Raw genomic sequence first — 20,290 nt, 5'->3', positions numbered from 1 at the left:
AGCGTCGACGTCGTGACACAGGGCGTGTCGACGAAGGGGGACGACGACGATGTTCCGCACCGGCGCACGACAGGATCAGGACCCGGAACCCGCGGCCGAGGCGCTGCGGCTGGTCAAGGTCACCAGGACGTACGGGAGCGGCGACAGCGCCGTGACCGCCCTGGACGGGGTGACGCTCGGCCTCGGGCGTGGCACGTTCACAGCGGTGATGGGGCCCTCCGGCTCCGGCAAGTCGACGCTGCTCCAGTGCGCCGCGGGGCTCGACCGGCCCGACGGCGGGATCGTACGGGTCGACGGCACCGAGCTGACGGGGGGTGGCGAGGCCGAGCTGACGCGGTTCCGGCGCGGCCGGATCGGCTTCGTGTTCCAGCAGTACAACCTGCTGGAGACGCTGACCGTCGCGCAGAACACGGTGCTGCCGCTGAAGCTGGCCGGGCGGCGCGTGGACCGGCGGCGGGTGCGGGAGGTGCTGACGGCCGTGGGGCTCGGCGACCGGCTCGGGCACCGGCCGGAGCAGCTCTCGGGCGGTCAGCGCCAGCGGGTGGCGATCGCCCGGGCACTGGTCACCGAACCGCGCGTGATCTTCGCGGACGAGCCCACGGGCGCGCTGGACACCCGCAGCGCCCGGGGCGTGCTGCGGCTGCTCCAGGACACGGTGCGCACGCACGGCCGGACGGTGGTGATGGTGACGCACGACCCGGTCGCCGCCTCCTACGCCGATTCCGTGCTGTTCCTGGCCGACGGCCGGCTCGCGGGCCGGATGGACGCCCCGACCGCGGACGCGGTCGCCGAGCGGCTGGCGCACCTGGGCGACGACGTGACGGCGGGGGTGTGAGGTCGTGTTCATGCTGGCGATGCGGTCGATCCGGCGGCGGCCCGGGCGGTTCCTGGCGACCCTGCTGTGCGCGTTCCTGGGCGCGGTGATCATCATGACGTTCAACGCGATGCACGACACGGCCGGGCAGCCGGGCGTGGACGAGGTCAGCTCGCACACGCTGTCCACCGCGGCGGGCGTGGTCGGCGGCTACGGCACCCTGCTGGTGTTCTTCGCGATCGCCTCGGCGCTGACGGTGAACGTGCGTCAGAGGGCGGCCGAGATGGAGTTGCTGCGCTGCTCCGGGGCGACTCCGGCGCAGCTCAAGCGGATGGTCGTGGGCGAGGCGGTGGTGGTGGCGCTGGTGGGCGCCGCGCTCGCGGTCGGCCCGGCGATGCTCGGCGGCCGGGTGCTGCTGGAGGTGTTCCGGGACAGCGGTCAGGTCGCGCGGTCGGTGGAGTTCTCCTTCGGCCCCGTGGCGTTGCTGACCGGTTTCGACGTCACCCTGCTCGCCGCCGCCGGCGCCGCGTTCCTCGCCGTGCGGCGGGCCGGCGGGAGGAGCCGGCGCCGGGGCCGGGCGCGGACGGTCCTCGCCCATGCCGCGCTGGGGACCGGTGCCGTGGCGGTGACCTCGACGTTCATGTTCTCGGCGACGGACGCCGCGCTGATGGCACCACCGGCGTACGGGGCGATCCTGCTGTCCGTCGGGTGCGCGCTGAAGGCACCGCGACTGCTCGCGGCCGTGCTGGACCGGCTGCCGCTCGATGGTGCGGCCGGCTGGCTGGCGGTGCGCAACCTGCGGCAGCGGGCCGGACAGCTCGCCGGGACCCTGATGTCGCTCATCCTGTTCACCGCGGTCGCGACGGCGACCCTGACCATGCAGGCGGTGGAGAGCGACGCCGTCGCCGCGTCGGGGGTGGTGAAGTCGGTCGACGCGAAGAACCTGGAGACGCTCAACTTCACGGTCGTCGGCATCATCGTGGTCTTCGTCTGCGTCATGCTGGTCAACTCCTTGTACGCGGCCACCAGTTATCGCGTTAGCGAGTTCGGCCGGCAACGGCTCGCCGGGGCGACTCCCGGGCAGGTGCTGGGCGTGGTGGGCGTGGAGGGACTGATCCTGACGGTCGTCGGTGTCTTCTTCGGCACGACGGCGGCGCTCGTGGGCATCGTCCCGTTCACGGTGGTGCGCACCGACGGGGTCCTGCCGGATCAGGCGTTCGGCGTGTGGCTCGCGGTGGTGGCGGTCGGCGCGGCGGCGACGACGGGGACGGTCCTGGCCACGGCCCGGCGGGTGCTGCGCACTCCGGCGGTGCGGGCGGTGGCGTCGGCCGTGTGAGCCGACGGCCGGTGGCGGCCACACGGGCGAGCGCAGATCGCCACGGACTCCGGGCAACGGACCGTTCGTGGCGATCGTCCTGGCGGCAATCCCGTGACAGCCTGGCTGAACAAGCGCTTAGATAGTGGGTGCCCGTTCGCCCGACGCCGCCGTCCTGGAGGCCCCCGTTGTTCACATCCGTCGACGACGTCTCCGCACGCCTCGCCGAGACCGGCTACCTCGCCTCCCCGGCCGTCGCCACGACCGTCTTCCTCGCCGCCCGCCTCGGCAAGCCGCTGCTGGTGGAGGGCCCGGCCGGTGTCGGCAAGACGGAACTCGCCAAAGCCGTCGCCACGGTGGCCGGCGCCCGGCTCGTCCGCCTCCAGTGCTACGAGGGGGTCGACGAGTCCCGGGCGCTGTACGAGTGGAACCACGCCAAGCAGCTCCTGCGCATCAGCGCGGGCCGTGACGAGACCTGGGACCAGGCCCGTACCGACATCTTCAGCGAGGAGTTCCTGCTCACCCGGCCGCTGCTGACCGCCATCCGGGGCGACGACCCCAAGGTGCTGCTGATCGACGAGACGGACAAGGCCGACGTCGAGGTGGAGGGCCTGCTGCTGGAGGTGCTGAGCGACTTCCAGGTGACCGTCCCCGAGCTGGGCACCATCACGGCGACGCGCCGCCCCTTCGTCGTCCTGACCTCCAACGCGACCCGGGAGCTGTCGGAGGCGCTGCGCCGCCGCTGCCTCTTCCTGCACATCGGGTTCCCGGACGAGGAACTGGAGCGCCGGATCGTACGGCTGAAGGTGCCGGGCCTCGACGAGGCACTGGCCCGCTCGGTGGTGCGGGTCGTGGGCGCCCTGCGGGCGATGGACCTGCGCAAGGTGCCGTCGGTCGCCGAGACCGTCGACTGGGCGCGCACCCTGCTCGCGCTCGGCGCCGACTCGCTGGAGGAGACGGTCGTGCGGGCCACGCTGGGGGTGCTCCTCAAGCATCAGGACGACGTCCTCAAGGCGTCCGCGAAGCTGGACCTGGACACGCTGTGACCACGCGGGCGGGCGTTGCCGAACGGCTGACGTCCCTGGTCGCGGCGTTGCGCGCGCACGGCATGCGGATCGGCACCGGCGAGAGCGTCGACGCGGCCCGGGCCGTCGAGGAACTCGGCCTCGCGGACCGGGAGCTGCTGCGCGAGGGTCTCGCCGCGACGCTGCTGCACGGGCCCGGGCAACGGCAGGTGTTCGACCCGGTCTTCGACCTCTACTTCCCGAGCGGTGTCGGCGGCCCGGAGCAGCGGGCGGCGGGGCGCGAGGACCTGCGGGACAGGCTGGCCGAGGCACTGGCGGCCGACGACCGGGCGATGCTGGGCCGGCTGGCGATCGAGGCCGTGGACGGTTTCGGCGGCTACGGCTCCTCGCCGGGGTCGGACGGCTGGTCGTCGTACCAGACGCTCGAACGGCTGCGGCCGCAGACGCTGCTGGCAAGGGTGCGCGACGACATCCGGGGGCAGGGTGGTCGTCAGGGGTTCGCGGACCGGCTGCTGGAGGACGAGATCCGGCGGCGCGTCGACGTCTTCCGCGCTCTGGTGGCCGCGGAGGCACGGCGGCGGGTCGCCGAGCGGCGCGGCAGGGACGAGATCGCCCGGCGGGCCGTCGCCCCGACCGCCGACCGGGTCGACTTCCTGTTCGCCGGGAAGGACCGGCTGGCCGAGTTGCGCAGGACCGTGCAGCCGCTGGCCCGTAAGCTCGCGACCCGTCTTGCGGCCCGTCGGCGGCGCGCCTCCCGGGGCTCGATCGACCTGCGGCGGACCCTGCGCGGTTCGCTGTCGACGGGCGGTGTGCCGATGAAGCCGATCCTGCGCCGGCGTCGTCCCGCCCGCCCGGAACTGGTGCTGCTGTGCGATGTGTCGGGCTCGGTCTCCGGTTTCTCGGACTTCACGATGCTGCTGGTGCAGGCGCTGCACGATCAGTTCGCCAAGGTGCGCGTGTTCGCCTTCGTCAACCGGATCGACGAGGTGACCGCGCTGCTGGAGCACGGCCGGGCCGACCCGGAGGGGCTGGGCCTGCGCATCCAGGCGGAGGCGGCGATCACCGGCTATCACGGCAGCAGCGACTACGGCATGGCGCTGGGCGAGTTCGCCGAGCGGTACGCGGACGCGGTCGGTTCGCGCACCACCGTGTTCGTCCTCGGTGACGCCCGCACGAACCGGAGCGACCCGAACCTGCCCGCTCTGCGGCGCATCTCCGAGCGTGCCCGGCGTGTGCACTGGCTCAACCCCGAGCAGCGCTCCCGCTGGGGCACCGGCGACTCCGTCGCCCCCGCCTACGCCGAGCTGGTCGAGATGCACGAGTGCCGCAACGCCCGGCAGCTGAGCGCGCTGGTGGCGCGGCTGCTGCCGGTGTGACCAGGCGGCGGTCGGCTTGCGGGCACGGGGCCGCGGGGCCGGGCCGCCGGCCCGGCCCCCACCTGCCGCGAGACGTCGCCGGTGGCCGTCGTCTAATCCTTCTTTGCGTACTCCTTGGCCATGCTGCCGGCGAAGTCGTACACCACGCACTGCTCGTCGCCGACGACCCAGGCGTCGTGGCCGGGCGTGCAGACGAAGACGTCGCCGGGGCCCACCTCGCCCTCCGCGCCGTCGTCCATGCGGATGTGCATACGGCCCGAGACGACGTAGCCGTTGTGGTGGATCCGGCAGCCGTCCGTCCCGGCGATCGGGGCCACGGACTCGGACCAGCGCCAGCCCGGTTCGAAGGTGGCCACGGCGAAGTCCAGCCCCGTCATGTGGACGGCTTCCAGGTGGCCTCGGGGGTAGTCGCGCCGCTCGTCCGGCTTGTCGAGCGTCTTCACCTCAAGCATGACGCTCCTCCTCGGTGAGGGTGTGCCTCCATCGTCCGTCCGGCAGGAGGGCCGCGCCATTTCAGCCGGCGCCGCCGCAGAGTTCGGCGAAGCGCGCGGTGTCGATGTTGCCGCCGGAGACGATCACGCCGACCCGGGGCGGCAGCGGGCCCGCCCGGCCGGTGAGCAGGGCGGCCAGCGGGGTGGCGCCGCTCGGCTCGACGACCGTCTTCAGGCGTTCGAAGGCGAACCGCATCGCGTCCCGGATCTCGTCGTCGCTGACCAGGACGACCTCGTCGAGGAGGCGCCGGTTGACCGAGAAGGTCAGCTCTCCGGGGATGTGCAGGGCCTGCCCGTCGGCGATGGTGTGCGGGACCGGGACGCTGACGCGCCGGCCGGCCTCCAGCGAGCGCTTGGTGTCGTCACCGGCCTCCGGTTCGACGCCGATGGTGCGGATGCCGGGGTGCAGGGCCTTGGCCACGGTGGCGCTGCCGGCCATCAGCCCGCCGCCGCCGACCGGGGCCAGCAGCGCGCCCAGCTCCCCCACCTCTTCGAGCAGTTCGAGTGCGGCCGTGCCCTGCCCCGCCATGACATGCGGGTGCTCGTAGGGCGGGATGAGGGTGAGGCCGCGCTCGGCGGCGAGGGCCTCGGCGATGGCGACGCGGTCGCCGGTGTAGCGGTCGTACGGGACGATCTCGGCTCCGTAGCCGGCCGTGGCCGCGCGCTTGGACGGCGGGGCGTCCTCGGGCATGACGATCACGGCGGTGGTGCCGAGCTCGCGGGCGGCCAGGGCGACGGCCTGGGCGTGGTTGCCGGAGGAGTAGGCGGCGATGCCCCGGGACAGCTGCTCGGGGGTGAGGCGGGAGGCGGCGTTGTAGGCGCCGCGGAACTTGAAGGCGCCGACGCGCTGCTGGTTCTCGCACTTGAGGAAGATCTCGGCACCGGCGAGCGCGTCCAGGGTGCGGGAGCGCAGCACGGGGGTGCGGTGGGCGACGCCCCGCAGCCGCGCGGCGGCGTCCCGGACGTCGTCGAGGGTGACCGGTGGGGTGGTGGTGGTCACGCGGGTCCTCCGGTGGTGGTGTCGTGGGCGGCCCGGGCCTGGGACAGGTAGTGGTAGGCGGATGCCCGGGAGATGCCGAGCCGGGCGGCGACCTGCTCGACGGCGCCCCGCACGGCGAAGACCCCGCGGGTATCCAGCCCGCCGAACAGCTCCAGGCGCTCCGCGCGGTCGAGCTCCGCCCAGCTGCCCCGCTGCTTCGACTGGTGAGCGTCGAAGAGGGCGTCGACGACGGAGTCGATGTCGTTGCCGAACGTGGTGGTCGGCACCTCCGCCGGGGTGGCCCCGAGGCCGGCGAGCGCGCCGAGGAGATCGTGGACCCGGGTGACGGCACCGACGTCCACATTGACGCAGAGAGCGCCGAAGACGACTCCGGTGGAGTCCCGCAGGACCATCGTGGAGGACTTCACCCGTGTCCCGTCAGGGGTGCGGGTGACGTAGTTCAGCTCGTCGGACGCCGCGTCACCGCGAGCCAGGACGCGCATGCCGATCTCGCTCATGGCGCCTCCGACCGTCCGCCCGGTCACCGAGCCAGCCACGGCGACGACCGACTTCTCCGGGTTCCGGTAGTCGTGCAGCACGACCTCGCAGACCGGTCCGAAGGTCGCGGCGATCCCCTCCACGACGGGCCTCAGCGCCGAGAGGATCGCATCCCGCTCGGCGTTCGGTTCGACGGCCATTCCGCCTCCTCTCACCCCACAGATTAGACCAGAAGTCCAGCTCCTGGATAGACAGTCCAGCCGATCTCCAACAGTTGGCAATGGTTTTCACATGACTTCGACCCGAACACGCTTTTGACATTCATTCCCATCTAGCGTGCTGTCCGTCTGCCGATCACCCCTGTGCACATCCGCCCTGGAGGAGCCATGCCCCTGTCCACGTCCCGCCGCCTCGCGCTGCTGACCAGCGCGTCACTGGCCCTGCTCGCGGGCTGCGGCAACGCGTCGGACACCGCCGACGGCAAGGGCGCACCGGCCCGGGTGACCGTGGTCGCCTCCACCGACGTCTACGGCGACATCGCCCGGCGCATCGGCGGCGACCGGGTCGACGTCACGTCGATCATCAGCGACCCCGACCAGGACCCGCACTCCTACGAGGCCGATCCGCAGAACCAGTTGGCCCTGTCCAAGGCGAAGATCGTCATCGAGAACGGCGGCGGCTACGACGACTTCGTCGACCACATGCTCAAGGGCGGCCACAACGACTCTGCCGAGGTGATCAACGCGGTCCGCATCTCCGGCAAGACGGCGCCCGAGGGCGGCGAGCTCAACGAACACGTCTGGTACGACTTCCCCACCGTGGCCAAGGTCGCCGACCGGATCTCCGCCGCCCTCGCCAAGGCCGACCCGGACCATGCCCCGGCCTTCGGGAAGAACGCCGCCGCCTTCAAGGCGAAGCTCGCGCCGCTGGAGGAGAAGGAGGCGCGGATCAAGAAGGCGCACGGCGGTGAGGGCATCGCCATCACCGAGCCCGTGCCGCTGTACATGACCGAGGCGAGCGGCCTGGTGAACCGCACGCCCCCGGCGTTCAGCGAGGCCATCGAGGAGGGCGACGACGTCTCCCCGCGGATCCTCCAGGAGAGCCTGGCGCTGTTCAGCGGCAGGAAGGTGAAGGCACTCGTCTACAACCAGCAGACCTCGGGACCGCAGACCGAGAAGGCCGAGGCGGCGGCCAAGGCGGCCGGCATCCCGGTCGTCCCCCTGACCGAGACCCTCCCGAAGGGTGAGACCTACCTCGGCTGGATGACCGCCAACGTCGACGCGCTCGCCGGAGCGCTGGCCAAGTGACCCCGATACCCGGCCAGGACGGCACCCCCGTCATCGCGCTGCGGGAAGCCGCCCTGTCCTACGGCGACCGCGAGGTGTGGAGCGGCCTCGATCTCGACGTGCGGCCCGGTGAGTTCCTGGCCGTACTGGGGCCGAACGGCGCGGGCAAGACCAGCTTCGTCCGGGCGCTGCTCGGCCGGCAGCCGCTGTCGGCCGGCACCCTGACCGTCCTCGGCCGGCCCGCGCGCGAGGCCGCCCGGCACATCGGCTACGTCCCCCAGCAGGCGGCGCTGTCGGCGCAGGCCATGCTGCGCGCCCGCGACCTCGTCCGGTTCGGCATCGACGGCCACCGTTTCGGGCCGCGTCTTCGCACCGGCGGGATCCGCCGCCGCGTGGACGACATCCTCGAGTCGGTCGGCGCGTCGGCCTACGCGGACGTTCCGCTCGGGATGCTCTCCGGCGGCGAACGGCAGCGGGTGCGCATCGGGCAGGCCCTGGCGACCGACCCGCGTCTGCTGCTGTGCGACGAGCCGCTGCTGTCGCTCGACCTGCACCACCAGCGGGCCGTCACCGAGCTGATCGACGCCCGGCGCCGCTCCCACGGCACGGCCGTGGTGTTCGTGACGCACGAGATCAACCCGGTCCTGGGGCTGGCCGACCGCGTGCTGTACCTGGCCCCCGGAGGCCACCGGGTCGGCACCCCGGAGGAGGTGCTGACCTCCGAGTCGCTGTCCCGCCTCTACGGCACGCAGGTCGACGTGCTGCGCGTCCGGGGCCGGGTGGTGGTCGCGGGAGCACCCGACGGGACGGCCGGCCCGCCGCACCACCCCGAGCAGACCCACGAGACGGACGGAGTGCGGGTATGACACTCGCCGACGGGATCTGGCACCAGATCTTCGACTTCACCGACTACGGCGAGCTCCTCGTCCTGGTCCGCAACTCCCTGGTCGCCGGTGTGGCGCTGGGCCTGGTGGGCGGGCTGGCCGGGGTGTTCGTCCTGATGCGGGACCTGCCGTTCGCGGTGCACGGCATCAGCGAGCTGTCCTTCGCCGGGGCGTCGGCGGCGCTGCTGCTGGACGCGAACATCGTGGCGGGCTCGATCGCCGGTTCGCTGCTCGCGGCCGGGGTCATCGGCGTCCTCGGGACACGGGCCCGGGACCGCAACTCGGTGATCGGCATCATCATGCCGTTCGGCCTGGGCCTCGGCGTGCTCTTCCTCGCCCTCTACAAGGGCCGCGCGGCCAACAAGTTCGGGCTGCTCACCGGGCAGATCGTCGCCGTGGACACCCCGCAGATGTCCTGGCTGCTCGGCACGTCCGTCCTGGTGCTGGCGGCCCTGGCGGTCATGTGGCGACCGCTCGCCTTCGCCAGCACCGATCCGGAGGTCGCGGAGGCCCGCGGGGTGCCGGTGCGCGCGCTGTCCCTCGCGTTCATGCTGGTGCTCGGGCTCGCGGTCGCCCTGTCGGTGCAGATCGTCGGCGCGCTGCTGGTGCTCTCCCTGGTCGTCACCCCGGCGGCGGCCGCCGCCCGCGTCACCGCCTCGCCGGTGCTGCTGCCCGTGCTGAGCGTGGTGTTCGCCGTGGTGTCCATCGAGGGCGGCATCCTGCTCGCCCTGGGCAGCAGCGTTCCCATCAGTCCCTACGTCACGACGATCTCGTTCACGGTCTACGCGGTGTGCCGGGCGGCCGGCCGGTATCGCACCCGGCGGTGGGGGGCCCGGCGCACGGCGGTGCGGGCGGCCTGAGACGCCTCACCGTTCGAAGACGACCTGCCCGTCGCGCCGCCGGGGTGAAGCAGGAGGCCGGGAGCAGGGGGCGGCTGACCCTGGCGCGTTCCATGCGGGGCGACACGGGCCGGGAGGACGACCTCGTCCCGAGGCCGTGACGCACCTGCTCACGGCGGCGACGAGCCCGGGCTCAGCAGCGCCGAGCAGTGCCGGGCCGGCCACCTCGCCGCCCTGCGCGCCACGGCGTCGCGCACGTCGAGGAGTTGGAGATCCCGGGCCCGTACACCCGCGCCTCGGGCGATCTGCGCACCCGGGAGGCGCTGCGGTCCGGCGCCCGCTTCACGGCTGTCTTCGGCGGGTCGGACGCGGTGGCCGTCGGGGCCTGGCAGCGTTGCGGGAGGCCGGGTTGCCGGTGCCGCGTGATGCGTCGCCGGCCGGCTTCGACGACGTGCCATTCGCCACCCGGCCTCACGCCGCCGCTCACCACGGTCCGGGTGCCGTACGAGGAACCGGGCCGGTCCGCCGTACGGCTGGCGCTCGAGCGGGAGGAGCGGGCCGCGGGTGCGGACCACCTGGTGCTGAGCACCCGGTTGGTGATCCGGCAGTCGGTGCGGCGCACGACCTGAGCGGCCCGCGAAGGCCGTGCCAGTGGGGCGATGGCGGCGGGCCGCTGCCCCACGGGCGCAGCCGCCGCCGGCGCTGCCCGGCCGGCAGGGCCGGGGGCACCGCCGGCGGCAGTGCGTCAGGCGGCGACGGCGGGTTCCGGTTTCTCCGCGTCGGCGAGCAGGGCCATGAGTTCCGCCCTCGCGCGGGCCACCCGGGAACGGATCGTGCCGATCGGGCAGTGGCTCAGCGCGGCGGCCTCCGCGTAGGGCAGGCCGAGCAGTTGCGTGAGGACGAACGCCTCACGGCGTTCGTCCGGCAGCCCGGCCAGCAGCTCCAGCAGGGCCACGCCGTCGTCGAAGCCTGGCAGGCCGCCCGGCTGGGCGAGTTCGGCCACCGGCCGCCAGTCCGGCAGGTCGGCCGGGCGGGGGCGTACGGCGCTGTACCGGATGCTGTCGGCCACCGCGCGCCGGGCGATGGCCAGCAGCCAGGCGCGTGCCGAGGAGCGGCCCTCGAAGCGGTGCAGGCTGCCGAGCGCCCGCAGGAACGTGTCCTGTGCCAGATCGTCCACCGCCTGCGGATCGGCGCACAGATGGGCGACGTACCGGATGACGTCACGGTGCAGGGCGCGCACGAACCGGTCGACGGCCTGGGCGTCGCCGCCGCGGGCGGCCAGCGCCCAGGCGGTTATCGAGGCGTCGGCCGACGCCGATCTCTCGTGCGGAAGGGGCAGGGCAGGAGTGATCACCTGATGTCCTTCGGGGAATTCCGGGACCGCGCCGGAGCGGGCAGGCCGTGATGCCGGGCGTGCGCGTGTGCGGGTGCGGTCCCGTGAGCGGGGGGTGCGGGCGTGCCCCGTACGGCACCCGGGGAGGCGGGACCGCCTGTGGGTGCGCCGAAGTACGGACAAAACGACCGCGGCCGGGGCGCGCAGGGGCTGCCCCGGGTGATGACCGGCTGCCGTCAGGCGGCAGCGGCTCCCGCGGGTGGTCCCCTGGTGGTGATCGCGTGGACGAGCAGAAGGGTGTGCGGCCTGCGGTGCGATGGCCGTCGTCGTCCGCGCACGGGCGGCGGTGGCGGTGCGGGGAGGGCGGTCAGGAGCCGCAGGGGTGCGGCGAGCCGGCTGCCCAGGGCGCGCAGCAGCCGGAAGACGGCCCGTTCTCCGTGGCCCAGCCACAGGCCGCACAGCAGCGCGGCCAGCAGGTGGGCGGCGAGCATGCCGAGGGACGCGTCACCGCCCGGAGCGTGCCCCGCGTGCCCGAGGGGCAGCGGCAGAGAGCCCATGTCGTGCGTCATGGATCCCATGGCGTGACCCATGGAGCCCTCGCCGTGCCCCATGCCGTTGCCCTTGGGCATGGGCATGGGGGGCGCGGTGTGGCCCATGGACGGCATGGTCATGGAGTGCGTGCCCTGGGCGGACGGTGTCCGCGGCCCGAGCGAGAACGCCGAGTGCAGAGCCGTCTGGACGGCCACGGCGACGGCCACGACCGTCCGCAGCCCGCGCTCACGGCCCGCCAGGCACCAGCCCGCCACGCTCGTCACGGCCCATCCGGCCCCCAGCGTCAGCGGGGGCACGTGGTCGCCGGACATCATGACGTGCCCCAGGGCGGCGAGCACGACACAGACGGCCGCGAACACCGCGGCCCGTATCGTGCGAGCACACCACCCAGCAGTCATGGCGCCTCATCCTCGCATCCGGACCCGCTCCGACACCCATGGGTACGGACATCGCCCGGGCGGGGCACTCAATACCGGCCATGTGATCCAGGGCACTGTCCTGGAGCCGGTGCCGCCCCCGCCGCGGAGCCCGGGCCGCCCTTCGATTGCGTCCCGGTCAGGCCGCGTCACCGCTCCCGGGTGGCGCTCCGGTGCCACGCCCGGAGTCGGCGGCGCAGTCCGCTCCTGCGGCCGGTGCGCCGTGGCCGCCCGGTGCCGCCCAGGGTGTGCCGGGCGGAGCGCCAGGGGTCACCGGGCACCGCGGCGGGGCTCTGTGCCCGCGCCTGGGCCTGGATCTCCTGGTGGGCGTCATGGGCCGTCACCTGGAAGGCCTCTTCGTACGAGGCCATGGCCGCGCGGATCCCGGAGCCGGCGAGCCCTCGACGCCGGACCACCGACGCGAGCCAGGCGAAGAGCCCCATGACGACCGCCAGGGCGCCCGAGACGATGAGGAACGGGAGCAGGTCGCTCGCCCACACGGTGTGCGTCATGCCGGGACAACGGCCTGCGGCTCGGCGGGGTTCCCCCGGGGCGCACGCGCGATGACGGTGCGTCAGTGGTGGGCGTGGACCACGGCGTGCCCCTTGCCGCGGCCGATCATCCACTTGTTGACGGGGGCCGTGATCAGGAAGGCGACCGCGAAACCGCCCAGGAGGGCGTACCAGAAGAGCCCTTCCGACAGGTGGGCGTCCATGGCGCCGGGAGTGAGGGCGATGATCACGTTGTCGACGAGTTCCATCACGGCGATCGAGACCGTGTCCGCGGCGAGCGCGATCCGGATCGCCGCCTTCAGGCGGAGGCCGGCCCGGACCACCGCGAACAGCGTGAAGGAGTAGCCGAAGAGGAACGCGAGCCCGATCGCCAGAACCATCGTGGGCACGTTGCCCCACGCCAGCGCCGTGCCGATCACCATGCCGAGGATCTCGCCGATCGCACAGCCGGTCAGGCAGTGCAGGGTCGCCTTGACGGCGGTTCCCCAGGACGCCGTCCCGTGCGCATGCTTCTCAGGTTCGTGAGCGGTGTGGTCCATGACCCCGACTATATACCCCCTGGGGGTATGTGCGTGGGATCCGGCTAAGGTGAAACGCCATGACGAACCCACCGACCCAACCGACCCAGCGGACCCAGCCGACTCGTCCGACGCCGCAGACGGCGACCCAGCCGACGCCGCCGACCCCACAGACGCCCGCGACACAGGCCTACCTCGCCGAGCTGTTCTCCCTCGAGGGCCGGGTCGCGGTCGTCACCGGAGGGAGTTCCGGCATCGGCCGCGCCATCGCCGGTGCCCTGGCGCGTGCCGGGGCGAGCGTGGTGGCCGTGGCCCGTGGCGAGGCCGGCCTGACCGCGACGGTCGAGGAGCTGACGGCGCAGGGCTGCCGCGCCGCGTGGGTCGGCGCGGATCTGAGCACCCGGGAGGGCGTGCGGACGGCCGCCGAGCGGGCGGTCGAGGCCTTCGGGGAGCCCGACATCCTCGTCAACAGCGCCGGGATCAATCTGCGTCCGCCGATGGACGAGCTCACCGAGGACGTCTGGGACGCCACGATGGCCGTCAACCTGGAGGCACCGTTCCTGCTGGGGCAGCGCTTCGGTCCCGGCATGGCGGAGCGGGGGTTTGGGCGGATCATCCACATCAGCTCGCAGCAGGCGCATCGCGCGTTCGTCCAGAGCGGCGCCTACGGCGCGTCCAAGGGCGGGCTGGAGGCACTGGCCCGGTCCCAGGCCGAGGCGTGGTCGCCCCGCGGCGTCACCTGCAACCTCCTGGTGCCGGGCGTCGTCTTGACACCGCTCAACGCGCGCCTGTCGTCGGACCCGGAGAAGGTGGCCGCCCTCGCCGCCCGCACGATGGTGGGGCGCAACGGCCTGCCCGGGGACTTCGCCGGCGCCGCGGTCTTCCTGGCGAGTGCGGCGTCCGCCTACGTCACCGGTCAGTCGGTGTTCGTCGACGGCGGGCTGTCCGTCCACTGACGCCTCCGGTCGCGCGATGCGCCTGCCCAGGGCGGCGGCCGGGGGCGGCGGCCGGGATCAGGCTCCGGGCGTGTCCCTCCACCACACACCACGAACGGGCCGGCCACCGGCGATCCCCCGAACGGACAGCCACCGGCAGGCGACGACCGGGACCCGGTGCCACGCTGGGCAGACACGACCCGTGGAAGGGAAACATCGCCATGATCACGACGGAGTACGTCCCCGGTTCCCCCTGCTGGCTCGACCTGGGCGCTCCGGACGTCCGGGCCGCCGCGGCCTTCTACGGCGCCGTCCTCGGCTGGGACTACGAGCCCATGGGCGAGAGCGAGGACTTCGAGGGCGGGCTGTTCAAGAAGGACGGCAAGATCGTCGCAGGGCTCGGCAAGCTCACCGAGGAGGGCGCCCGCCCGGCCTGGATGCTCTACTACAGCGTGAGCGACGCGGACGCCACCACCCAGGCGGTGCAGCAGGCGGGCGGCACCGTGCGGGTCGCGCCGATGGACCTCGACGACTGGGGCCGGATGGCGCAGTACAGCGACCCGCTGGGCGGCCAGTTCGCCGTCTGGCAGCCGGGGACGAACAAGGGCCTGGAGCTGGTGGACCAGCCGGGCTCGCTGTCGTGGACCGAGCTGATGACGACCGACGCGGCCGGTGCGCGGGAGTTCTACGGCACCCTGTTCGGCTGGCAGTTCAGCGACATGCCGCTGCCGGGTGACGCGGGCACGTACACCCTGATCACTCCCGCCGGGCTGTCCGAGGACCGGATGCACGGCGGCCTCATGGAACTGCGCGCGGAGGACCTCACGCCGACCGGCGGGCGGCCGTACTGGCACCCGGTGTTCGCCGTCGACGACTGCGACGCGGCGGTGGCCGAGGTGACCCGCGGCGGCGGCAGCGTGCAGATGGGGCCGGTGGACATGGAGGGCGTCGGCCGGCTCGCCGTCTGCCTCGACCCGGCGAACGCGGACTTCGTGGTGCTCGCGCCGTCCGAGAGCTGAACCGGCTCCCCCGCCGGGCCAACCGCCCATCCTGCCGGGCCGATCCGCCGCCGTCCCGTGAATGCCGAGGGACCCCCGTCCCGGCCCGGAATCCCTTCTTGCATATGATGTGCAAATGCGTGACTACAGCATCAGGCGGGCCACGGAGGCCGACGTCGACGAGGCCCGGGCGGTGATGCTCGACACGGTGTACCGCGACTTCGCCACGGGCTATGTGCCGCGGTGGCACGCCGACATCATCGACCCGGTGTCGTTCTACCTCACACCACCCCGGCACACGCTGCTGGTCGCCGTCGACGAGCGGGACGGGACGGTGGCGGCCACGGCGGCACTGGACGCGCGCGGCCCGGCGCACCCGCCGAACCCGCGCTGGCTGGCCGAGCGGTTCCCTTCGGGTGAGACCGCCCAGCTCCGGCGGGTGTACGTACGTCCCGAGCACCGGCGCCGCGGGCTGGCCCGTCAACTCGTCGACGAACTGCTGGAGTTCGCCCGAGCCGACGGCGGATACCGGTCCGTGTACCTGCACACGTACCCGCACTCCCCCGGCGCGATGGGCCTGTGGCGAGCGCTGGGCAAGGAGCTGTGCGACGAGCGGGAGGAGGTGCCCGGCGGGGGCAGCGGCGCCGTGCACTTCGAGGTGCCGCTGGCGTGACGCCGCGCGGCCGACCAGGGCGAGGCCACCCGCCCATACCGCCCACCTAACGAAAATGATATTCATATACGCTATGAGAACCACCCGCCTCCGGCTCATGTCCGGCCTGCTCGCGCTGCCCGTGCTCTCCGGTTGTTTCGCGTCCTCCGGTGACGACACCTCGGCCTCCTCCGGCTCCCCCGCAGGCGCACGTCTGCGTGTCGCCCTCCCCTTCGCCCCGACCGAGAACTACTCGCCGTTCGGCCAGGACGCGATGCTCCTGTCCCGGCTCGGTGTCGTCGAGGGGCTGACCAAGCTGGACGCCAACGGCACGGCCGTGCCCGCGCTCGCCGAGTCGTGGAGCAGTGAGAACGGCGGCAGGAGCTGGGTGTTCACCCTGCGGGACGCGAAGTTCCAGAACGGCGAGGCCGTCACCGCCAAGGCCGTCGCCGGGGCCCTCACGGCCGCCGGGAAGGCCGACCCCACGCCGTCGGCGATATCCGGCGTGCGGCTGACCGCCACGGCCGAGAGCGACAAGCGGGTCCGGGTCGCCACCGCGAAGCCCGACCCCGTGCTGCCGCTGCGCCTGTCGAACCCGTCGCTCTCGGTGTTCGCCCCCAAGGCCTACGGCGCGAAGGGCACGGTGGACGTCGTCGGCACCGCGACCGGCCCCTTCGCACTCACCAAGATCAATGGAGACACCGGGGCCACCCTGGACCGCTTCGACGACTACTGGGGCGGCCGGGCCCAGGCGTCCGGCGTGACCGCCAGGTTCGTCTCCGACGGCACCGCCCGCGCCAACGCCCTGCGCACCGGCGACGTCGACATCGCCGAGTCCCTCCCCGTCGCCCAGGTCGCCTCCCTGGACAAGGACGACGTCCACGAGATCAACACCGCCCGCAACACCAGCCTTTACCTCAACACCAAGTCGGGCGCCTTCACCGACGCCGGGCTGCGGGCCGCCGCACGCGAGGCCATCGACACCTCCGTCATCGCCAAGGGCGCGTACGAGGGGTACGCCGTGCCCGCCCAGGGCCTGTACGGGCCCGCCCTGACCTGGGCCGCCGGCAAGCGCGTCGAACCGGCCGGACGGGCACGGGCGACCGACCCCGACGGCAAGAGCATCACCCTCGCCACCTACAGCGACCGGCCCGAGCTGCCGGAGGCCGCCCAGGTGCTGCAACAGCAGCTCCAGAAGGCCGGTTTCAAGGTGAAGCTGGAGGTGCGCACCTACGCGCGCCTCGAAGGGGACATGATGGCCGGCGCCTTCGACGCCGTCGTCTTCTCCCGCAACATGATGCTGGACACCGGCGACCCGGTCACCGTCCTCGCGAGCGACTACACCTGCGACGCCTCGGGCAACCTGTCGTTCCTGTGCGACAAGAAGGTCGACAAGCTGGTGGCCGACGCCCAGGCCGAGTCGGACACCGCCCAGCGGCAGGCCGCCGCCATGAAGGCGGAAGCGGCCGTCCTCGGCACCGACGCGGTGATCCCGCTGGTGCATCTGAAGCTGGTCGCGGGCATCGCGACCTCCGTGCAGGGCGCGCTGCCCGACCCGTACGAGCGCACCCTCATAGGTACGGGGACCCGGCGCTGAAAAGCTCGCACACACCCTCGATGAACAGAGCGTCCGCCGCTCTGCGCGCACTCGCGGGCGGCGCCGCCCCGACGCTGCTGTGGCGGGCCGCGCTCATGGCCGCCCTGGTGTGCGGGATCGGTCTGCTGCCCTGGCTGTCGCACACCGATCCCGCGCTGACCGTCCTGCGGGCCCGGTCGGCGGACCGCGATCCCACTCCGGAGACCCTGCGCGCCATCCGGGGCCAACTGGGCCTCGACGACGGCCCGCTGCCGCTGCTCGGCCGCTGGCTGGGCGGGCTGCTGCACGGGGACGCGGGCACCTCCTGGGTGTCCGGCGGCCAGGTGCTGCCGGGCGTGGTGCAGGCCCTCGGCGTGTCGCTGCTGCTGATGGCCGGGGCCCTGACGGTCGCCGCGGTCACGGCCGCCGCCGTCTGCGCCCGTACGCTGCGGCTGGGCACGCGGGGTGGGCTCGGGGCGCGCCGTCCCGGTGGGACCGCCACGGCCGTGCTGGCCGCGCTGCCCGAGTTCCTCGTCGCCTCGGTGCTGGCCTCGGTGATCGGTGTGCAGCTCGGCTGGCTGCCCGCACTGGGGTGGTACGGGCCGCAGTGGATGGTGCTGCCCTCGCTCGCCCTGGGCCTGCCCGCCGGGGCGGTCCTGGGACGGATGCTCGACGACCTGCTGCCCGGGGCGTTCGGCGAGCCCTGGGCCATGGCGGCCGCGGCACGCGGTGTGCCGCCGAGGTCCGTGGCGCGGCAGGCGGTGCGCCGCTGCGTGCCCGGACTGCTGACCAACCTGGGGCTGTTCGTCGTCGGTCTGACCGGCGGATCGGTCGCCGTCGAGCAGATCTTCGACATCCCGGGGCTGGGCCGGCTCACCCTGCACGCCGCCCTGGCCCAGGACCTGCCCGTCCTGCAGACCGGCACGCTCGCCCTGGTGCTGCTCGCGGCCACCGCCGGGGTCCTCGCCCGGTTCGCCGCCCGGCTGCTGGTCGGGCCGGCGCTGCGCGACGGGGCCCTGCAGTCCCTGCACCGGCCCCGGCCGCCCGCGCCCCGCGCCCTGCCGCTGCTCTACGGCGCGCTGCTGGCCGCCGTCATCGGATCTGGGCTGGCCCGCGACCCGCTCGCCCTGGACACCCTCGCCCGGCTGCGGCCCCCCTCCCCGGCGCACCCCTTCGGGACGGACGCGCTCGGCCGGGACGTCCTCGCCCGGATCTCCCACGGGGCGCTGACCACCCTCGGCCTCGCCGTCGCGGTCAGTGCCGCCGCCCTCGTCGTGGGGCTGCTGCTGGGGCTGGTGCCGAGGCTGTCCGGGCCACTGGTCGACACCGTCAGCGCGCTGCCGCCGGTGCTGGCCGGTCTCCTCGTCGCCGGCATCTCGGGCAGCGGCCCCTGGACACCCGCCCTGGCCGTGGCCGTCGTGGCCTGGTCCCCGCTGGCCGCGCACGCCTCCTCGCTGCTGCGGGAGGAGCGTGCGACCACCCATCTGACGGCCACCCGGGCGCTGGGCGCGGGCCGCTGGTACCTGCTCCGGCACGAACTGCTGCCCGCCGTCGTGCCCCCGGTCGCCCGGCACGCCCTGCTCCGGCTGCCAGGCGTCGCGCTGGGTCTCGCCGCGCTCGGATTCCTCGGGCTGGGTGCCCAGCCGCCGTCCCCCGAGTGGGGCCTGCTGCTCGCCGAGAACCAGCCGTACGCCGAGCGCGCCCCGTGGGCCGTCCTGTTCCCCGCCGCCGTGCTCGCCCTGCTCGGGGCGCTCGCCGTGACGGCCGCGGGCGGCCTGCGCCTGCCCCGGCGCCGCACACGGCCCGCGCCCCCGGCCGAACCGCCCGCCGACCGGTCCGCACAGGTCCGGCTCGGGCGGCCGGACCGCCCCGCCGCCCTCCTGACGCCCATGTCCGCCTCACCGACAGAAGAACGATGACCGGTCTCCTCTCCCGTGCCCTTGCCCGCAAGTCCGCCCGTACCCCCGACGCCGGGGTACGCGACGGCACCTGGCGTCTGTGCGGGGAACTGTCGCCGCTGCTGCGGCTGCTGATCCTCACGCAGCTCGCCTTCAACATCGGTTTCTACGCGGTGCTGCCGTTCCTCGCCGAGCACCTCGGCACCGCGATCGGCATGGCGGGCTGGCTGGTCGGGTTCGTGCTCGGCCTGCGCACCTTCAGCCAGCAGGGCCTCTTCGTGGTCGGCGGGTGGCTCGTCGACCGGTTCGGGGTGCGGCCGGTGGTGCTGGCCGGCTGTGCTCTGCGCGTCGCCGGGTTCGTGTGGCTCGGGTACGCGGAGGCGAGCGGTGCCGTGATCGGGGCGGTGCTGGTGATCGGCTTCGCCGCCGCGCTGTTCTCCCCCGCCGTGGAGTCCGAGGTGGCCCGTCAGGCGGTGGTCTGGGAGGAGGAGGGGCACGGCCCGCGCACCCGGGTCCTGGCCCTGTTCAGCGTGGCCGGCCAGGTCGGGGCGTTCGCCGGGCCGCTGCTCGGGGCGCTGCTCCTCGCGGTCGACTTCCGCACGGCGTGCCTGGCCGGCGCCGGGGTGTTCGTGTTCGTCCTCGCCGGGCACCTGTGGCTGATGCCGCAGCACATTCCCGGCCGGGTCCGCGTCCGGGAGCGCGGCGGGATGCGTGTCCTGCTGCGCGACAGGCGTTTCCTCGCCCTGTGCTGCGCGTACGGCACCTATCTGCTCGCCTACAACCAGCTGTACCTGGCCCTGCCGGACGAGGTGCAGCGTGCGGCGGGCTCCCAGGCGCCCCTGTCCTGGCTCTTCGCGCTGTCCTCGGTGCTGGTGGTCTTCACGCAGCTGCCGGTGACCCACTGGGCGGGCGAGCGGCTGGATCTGCGCCGCTCCATGGCCGCCGGACTGCTGCTGATCGCGTCCGGGTTCGCGGTGGTGGCCGCCGCCCGGCCCGCGGGCTGGACGGGCACCGCGGGGCTGCTGCCGGCCGCCGGCTTCGTGATCTTGCTCACGGTGGGGCAGATGCTGGTCGTACCCGCCGCGCGTGCCTGGGTGCCGGACCTCGCCGAGGAGGGGCGGCTCGGCCTCTACATGGGTGCGCTGTCGTCCGTCTCCGGCCTGATCGTCCTCGCCGGCAGCGCGGCCACGGGTTCCCTGCTCGATCTGGGCCTGCCGCCCGCCGTGCCGTGGCTGGTCCTCGCGGCCGTACCCGCCCTGGCCGTGCTCCTGCTGCCGCGTCGGGTGAGGGAGGCGGGCGCGGCGGCCTGAAACGCGTCGGGAGGCGCCCCGCGCGCGGCGCGAACCGGGTGCGCGGGGGTGTCATCCGGCGTGCGGCCGTCCCGCCCGGCGAT

At 73.6% G+C, this 20,290-nt stretch carries 21 protein-coding genes; 14 read left to right on the top strand and 7 right to left on the bottom strand.

Going from position 1 to position 20,290, the window contains the following annotated elements; all coding sequences use genetic code 11:
• Nucleotides 1-49: 49 nt before the first annotated feature.
• From AC0665_RS12845 to AC0665_RS12830, 4 genes are all read left to right on the top strand, one after another.
• On the top strand, nt 50-835 hold the full coding sequence (locus AC0665_RS12845) for an ABC transporter ATP-binding protein (RefSeq protein ID WP_478704987.1): 786 nt from the start codon (nt 50-52) through the stop codon (nt 833-835).
• Nucleotides 836-839: 4 nt separating this feature from the next.
• On the top strand, nt 840-2,150 hold the full coding sequence (locus AC0665_RS12840; protein ID WP_478605553.1) for an FtsX-like permease family protein: 1,311 nt from the start codon (nt 840-842) through the stop codon (nt 2,148-2,150).
• A 167-nt stretch (nt 2,151-2,317) separates the two neighbouring features.
• Entirely contained in the window at nt 2,318-3,175 is an 858-nt protein-coding gene (locus AC0665_RS12835; RefSeq protein WP_478605555.1) for an AAA family ATPase, read from the top strand.
• Nucleotides 3,172-4,530, top strand: a complete 1,359-nt coding sequence (locus AC0665_RS12830) for a vWA domain-containing protein (protein WP_478605557.1) — start codon at nt 3,172-3,174, stop codon at nt 4,528-4,530. Before AC0665_RS12835 ends, AC0665_RS12830 begins: the two co-directional genes overlap by 4 nt.
• 92 nt (nt 4,531-4,622) lie before the next feature.
• On the opposite strand, the gene AC0665_RS12825 is transcribed toward AC0665_RS12830, so the two are convergent.
• From AC0665_RS12825 to AC0665_RS12815, 3 genes are all read right to left on the bottom strand, one after another.
• Nucleotides 4,623-4,982, bottom strand: a complete 360-nt coding sequence (locus AC0665_RS12825) for a cupin domain-containing protein (protein WP_478605560.1) — start codon at nt 4,980-4,982, stop codon at nt 4,623-4,625.
• A gap of 61 nt (nt 4,983-5,043) precedes the next feature.
• Nucleotides 5,044-6,021 carry a pyridoxal-phosphate dependent enzyme gene (locus AC0665_RS12820; protein ID WP_478605562.1) on the bottom strand — a complete coding sequence of 326 codons (978 nt, stop codon included), beginning with the start codon at nt 6,019-6,021 and terminating at the stop codon, nt 5,044-5,046.
• A complete protein-coding gene (locus AC0665_RS12815; protein ID WP_478605564.1) occupies nt 6,018-6,698 on the bottom strand; it encodes a helix-turn-helix transcriptional regulator in 681 nt (226 codons plus the stop codon). The genes AC0665_RS12820 and AC0665_RS12815 overlap by 4 nt, the downstream gene beginning before the upstream one ends.
• Nucleotides 6,699-6,884: 186 nt before the next feature.
• On the opposite strand from AC0665_RS12815, the gene AC0665_RS12810 reads away from it, so the two are divergent.
• From AC0665_RS12810 to AC0665_RS12795, 4 genes are all read left to right on the top strand, one after another.
• Nucleotides 6,885-7,805 (top strand): metal ABC transporter solute-binding protein, Zn/Mn family, encoded by a 921-nt coding sequence (locus AC0665_RS12810; protein ID WP_478605566.1) that lies wholly within the window; start codon nt 6,885-6,887, stop codon nt 7,803-7,805.
• A 5-nt stretch (nt 7,806-7,810) separates the two neighbouring features.
• The gene (locus tag AC0665_RS12805) at nt 7,811-8,650 is read left to right on the top strand and encodes a metal ABC transporter ATP-binding protein (RefSeq protein ID WP_478606247.1); all 840 of its coding nucleotides are present in this window, start codon (nt 7,811-7,813) and stop codon (nt 8,648-8,650) included.
• Entirely contained in the window at nt 8,647-9,528 is an 882-nt protein-coding gene (locus AC0665_RS12800) for a metal ABC transporter permease (protein ID WP_468632912.1), read from the top strand. The genes AC0665_RS12805 and AC0665_RS12800 overlap by 4 nt, the downstream gene beginning before the upstream one ends.
• A 245-nt stretch (nt 9,529-9,773) precedes the next feature.
• Nucleotides 9,774-10,136: a substrate-binding domain-containing protein gene (locus tag AC0665_RS12795; RefSeq protein ID WP_478704986.1), complete on the top strand. Its 363-nt coding sequence runs from the start codon at nt 9,774-9,776 to the stop codon at nt 10,134-10,136.
• Nucleotides 10,137-10,252: 116 nt separating this feature from the next.
• Here the strand turns inward: AC0665_RS12795 and AC0665_RS12790 are convergent, their stop codons facing one another.
• The 4 genes from AC0665_RS12790 to AC0665_RS12775 all read right to left on the bottom strand — a co-directional run bounded on the left by AC0665_RS12790 (nt 10,253) and on the right by AC0665_RS12775 (nt 12,859).
• Nucleotides 10,253-10,861, bottom strand: coding sequence for a sigma-70 family RNA polymerase sigma factor (locus AC0665_RS12790; RefSeq protein ID WP_478704985.1), 609 nt, complete (start codon nt 10,859-10,861; stop codon nt 10,253-10,255).
• Nucleotides 10,862-11,076: 215 nt separating this feature from the next.
• Nucleotides 11,077-11,790 (bottom strand): hypothetical protein, encoded by a 714-nt coding sequence (locus AC0665_RS12785; RefSeq protein WP_478605571.1) that lies wholly within the window; start codon nt 11,788-11,790, stop codon nt 11,077-11,079.
• Between the two features lie 167 nt (nt 11,791-11,957).
• On the bottom strand, nt 11,958-12,320 hold the full coding sequence (locus AC0665_RS12780) for a hypothetical protein (protein WP_478605573.1): 363 nt from the start codon (nt 12,318-12,320) through the stop codon (nt 11,958-11,960).
• Nucleotides 12,321-12,382: 62 nt separating this feature from the next.
• Nucleotides 12,383-12,859, bottom strand: a complete 477-nt coding sequence (locus tag AC0665_RS12775) for a DUF4396 domain-containing protein (protein WP_468404543.1) — start codon at nt 12,857-12,859, stop codon at nt 12,383-12,385.
• Between the two features lie 59 nt (nt 12,860-12,918).
• Here AC0665_RS12775 and AC0665_RS12770 point away from each other — a divergent pair, with 59 nt between their 5' ends.
• The 6 genes from AC0665_RS12770 to AC0665_RS12745 all read left to right on the top strand — a co-directional run bounded on the left by AC0665_RS12770 (nt 12,919) and on the right by AC0665_RS12745 (nt 20,207).
• Nucleotides 12,919-13,794: an SDR family NAD(P)-dependent oxidoreductase gene (locus tag AC0665_RS12770; RefSeq protein ID WP_478704984.1), complete on the top strand. Its 876-nt coding sequence runs from the start codon at nt 12,919-12,921 to the stop codon at nt 13,792-13,794.
• A gap of 200 nt (nt 13,795-13,994) precedes the next feature.
• A complete protein-coding gene (locus tag AC0665_RS12765) occupies nt 13,995-14,792 on the top strand; it encodes a VOC family protein (RefSeq protein WP_478704983.1) in 798 nt (265 codons plus the stop codon).
• A gap of 115 nt (nt 14,793-14,907) precedes the next feature.
• A complete protein-coding gene (locus AC0665_RS12760) occupies nt 14,908-15,444 on the top strand; it encodes a GNAT family N-acetyltransferase (RefSeq protein WP_478704982.1) in 537 nt (178 codons plus the stop codon).
• A 73-nt stretch (nt 15,445-15,517) separates the two neighbouring features.
• On the top strand, nt 15,518-17,020 hold the full coding sequence (locus AC0665_RS12755; RefSeq protein ID WP_478704981.1) for an ABC transporter substrate-binding protein: 1,503 nt from the start codon (nt 15,518-15,520) through the stop codon (nt 17,018-17,020).
• Nucleotides 17,021-17,040: 20 nt separating this feature from the next.
• Nucleotides 17,041-18,918, top strand: a complete 1,878-nt coding sequence (locus AC0665_RS12750) for an ABC transporter permease subunit (protein ID WP_478704980.1) — start codon at nt 17,041-17,043, stop codon at nt 18,916-18,918.
• Nucleotides 18,915-20,207: an MDR family MFS transporter gene (locus tag AC0665_RS12745; protein ID WP_478605588.1), complete on the top strand. Its 1,293-nt coding sequence runs from the start codon at nt 18,915-18,917 to the stop codon at nt 20,205-20,207. The genes AC0665_RS12750 and AC0665_RS12745 overlap by 4 nt, the downstream gene beginning before the upstream one ends.
• The last annotated feature ends 83 nt before the right edge of the window (nt 20,208-20,290 follow it).

The organism is Streptomyces sp. NPDC043685 (assembly GCF_056436585.1).
This window is presented reverse-complemented; position numbering and strand designations above follow the sequence as displayed.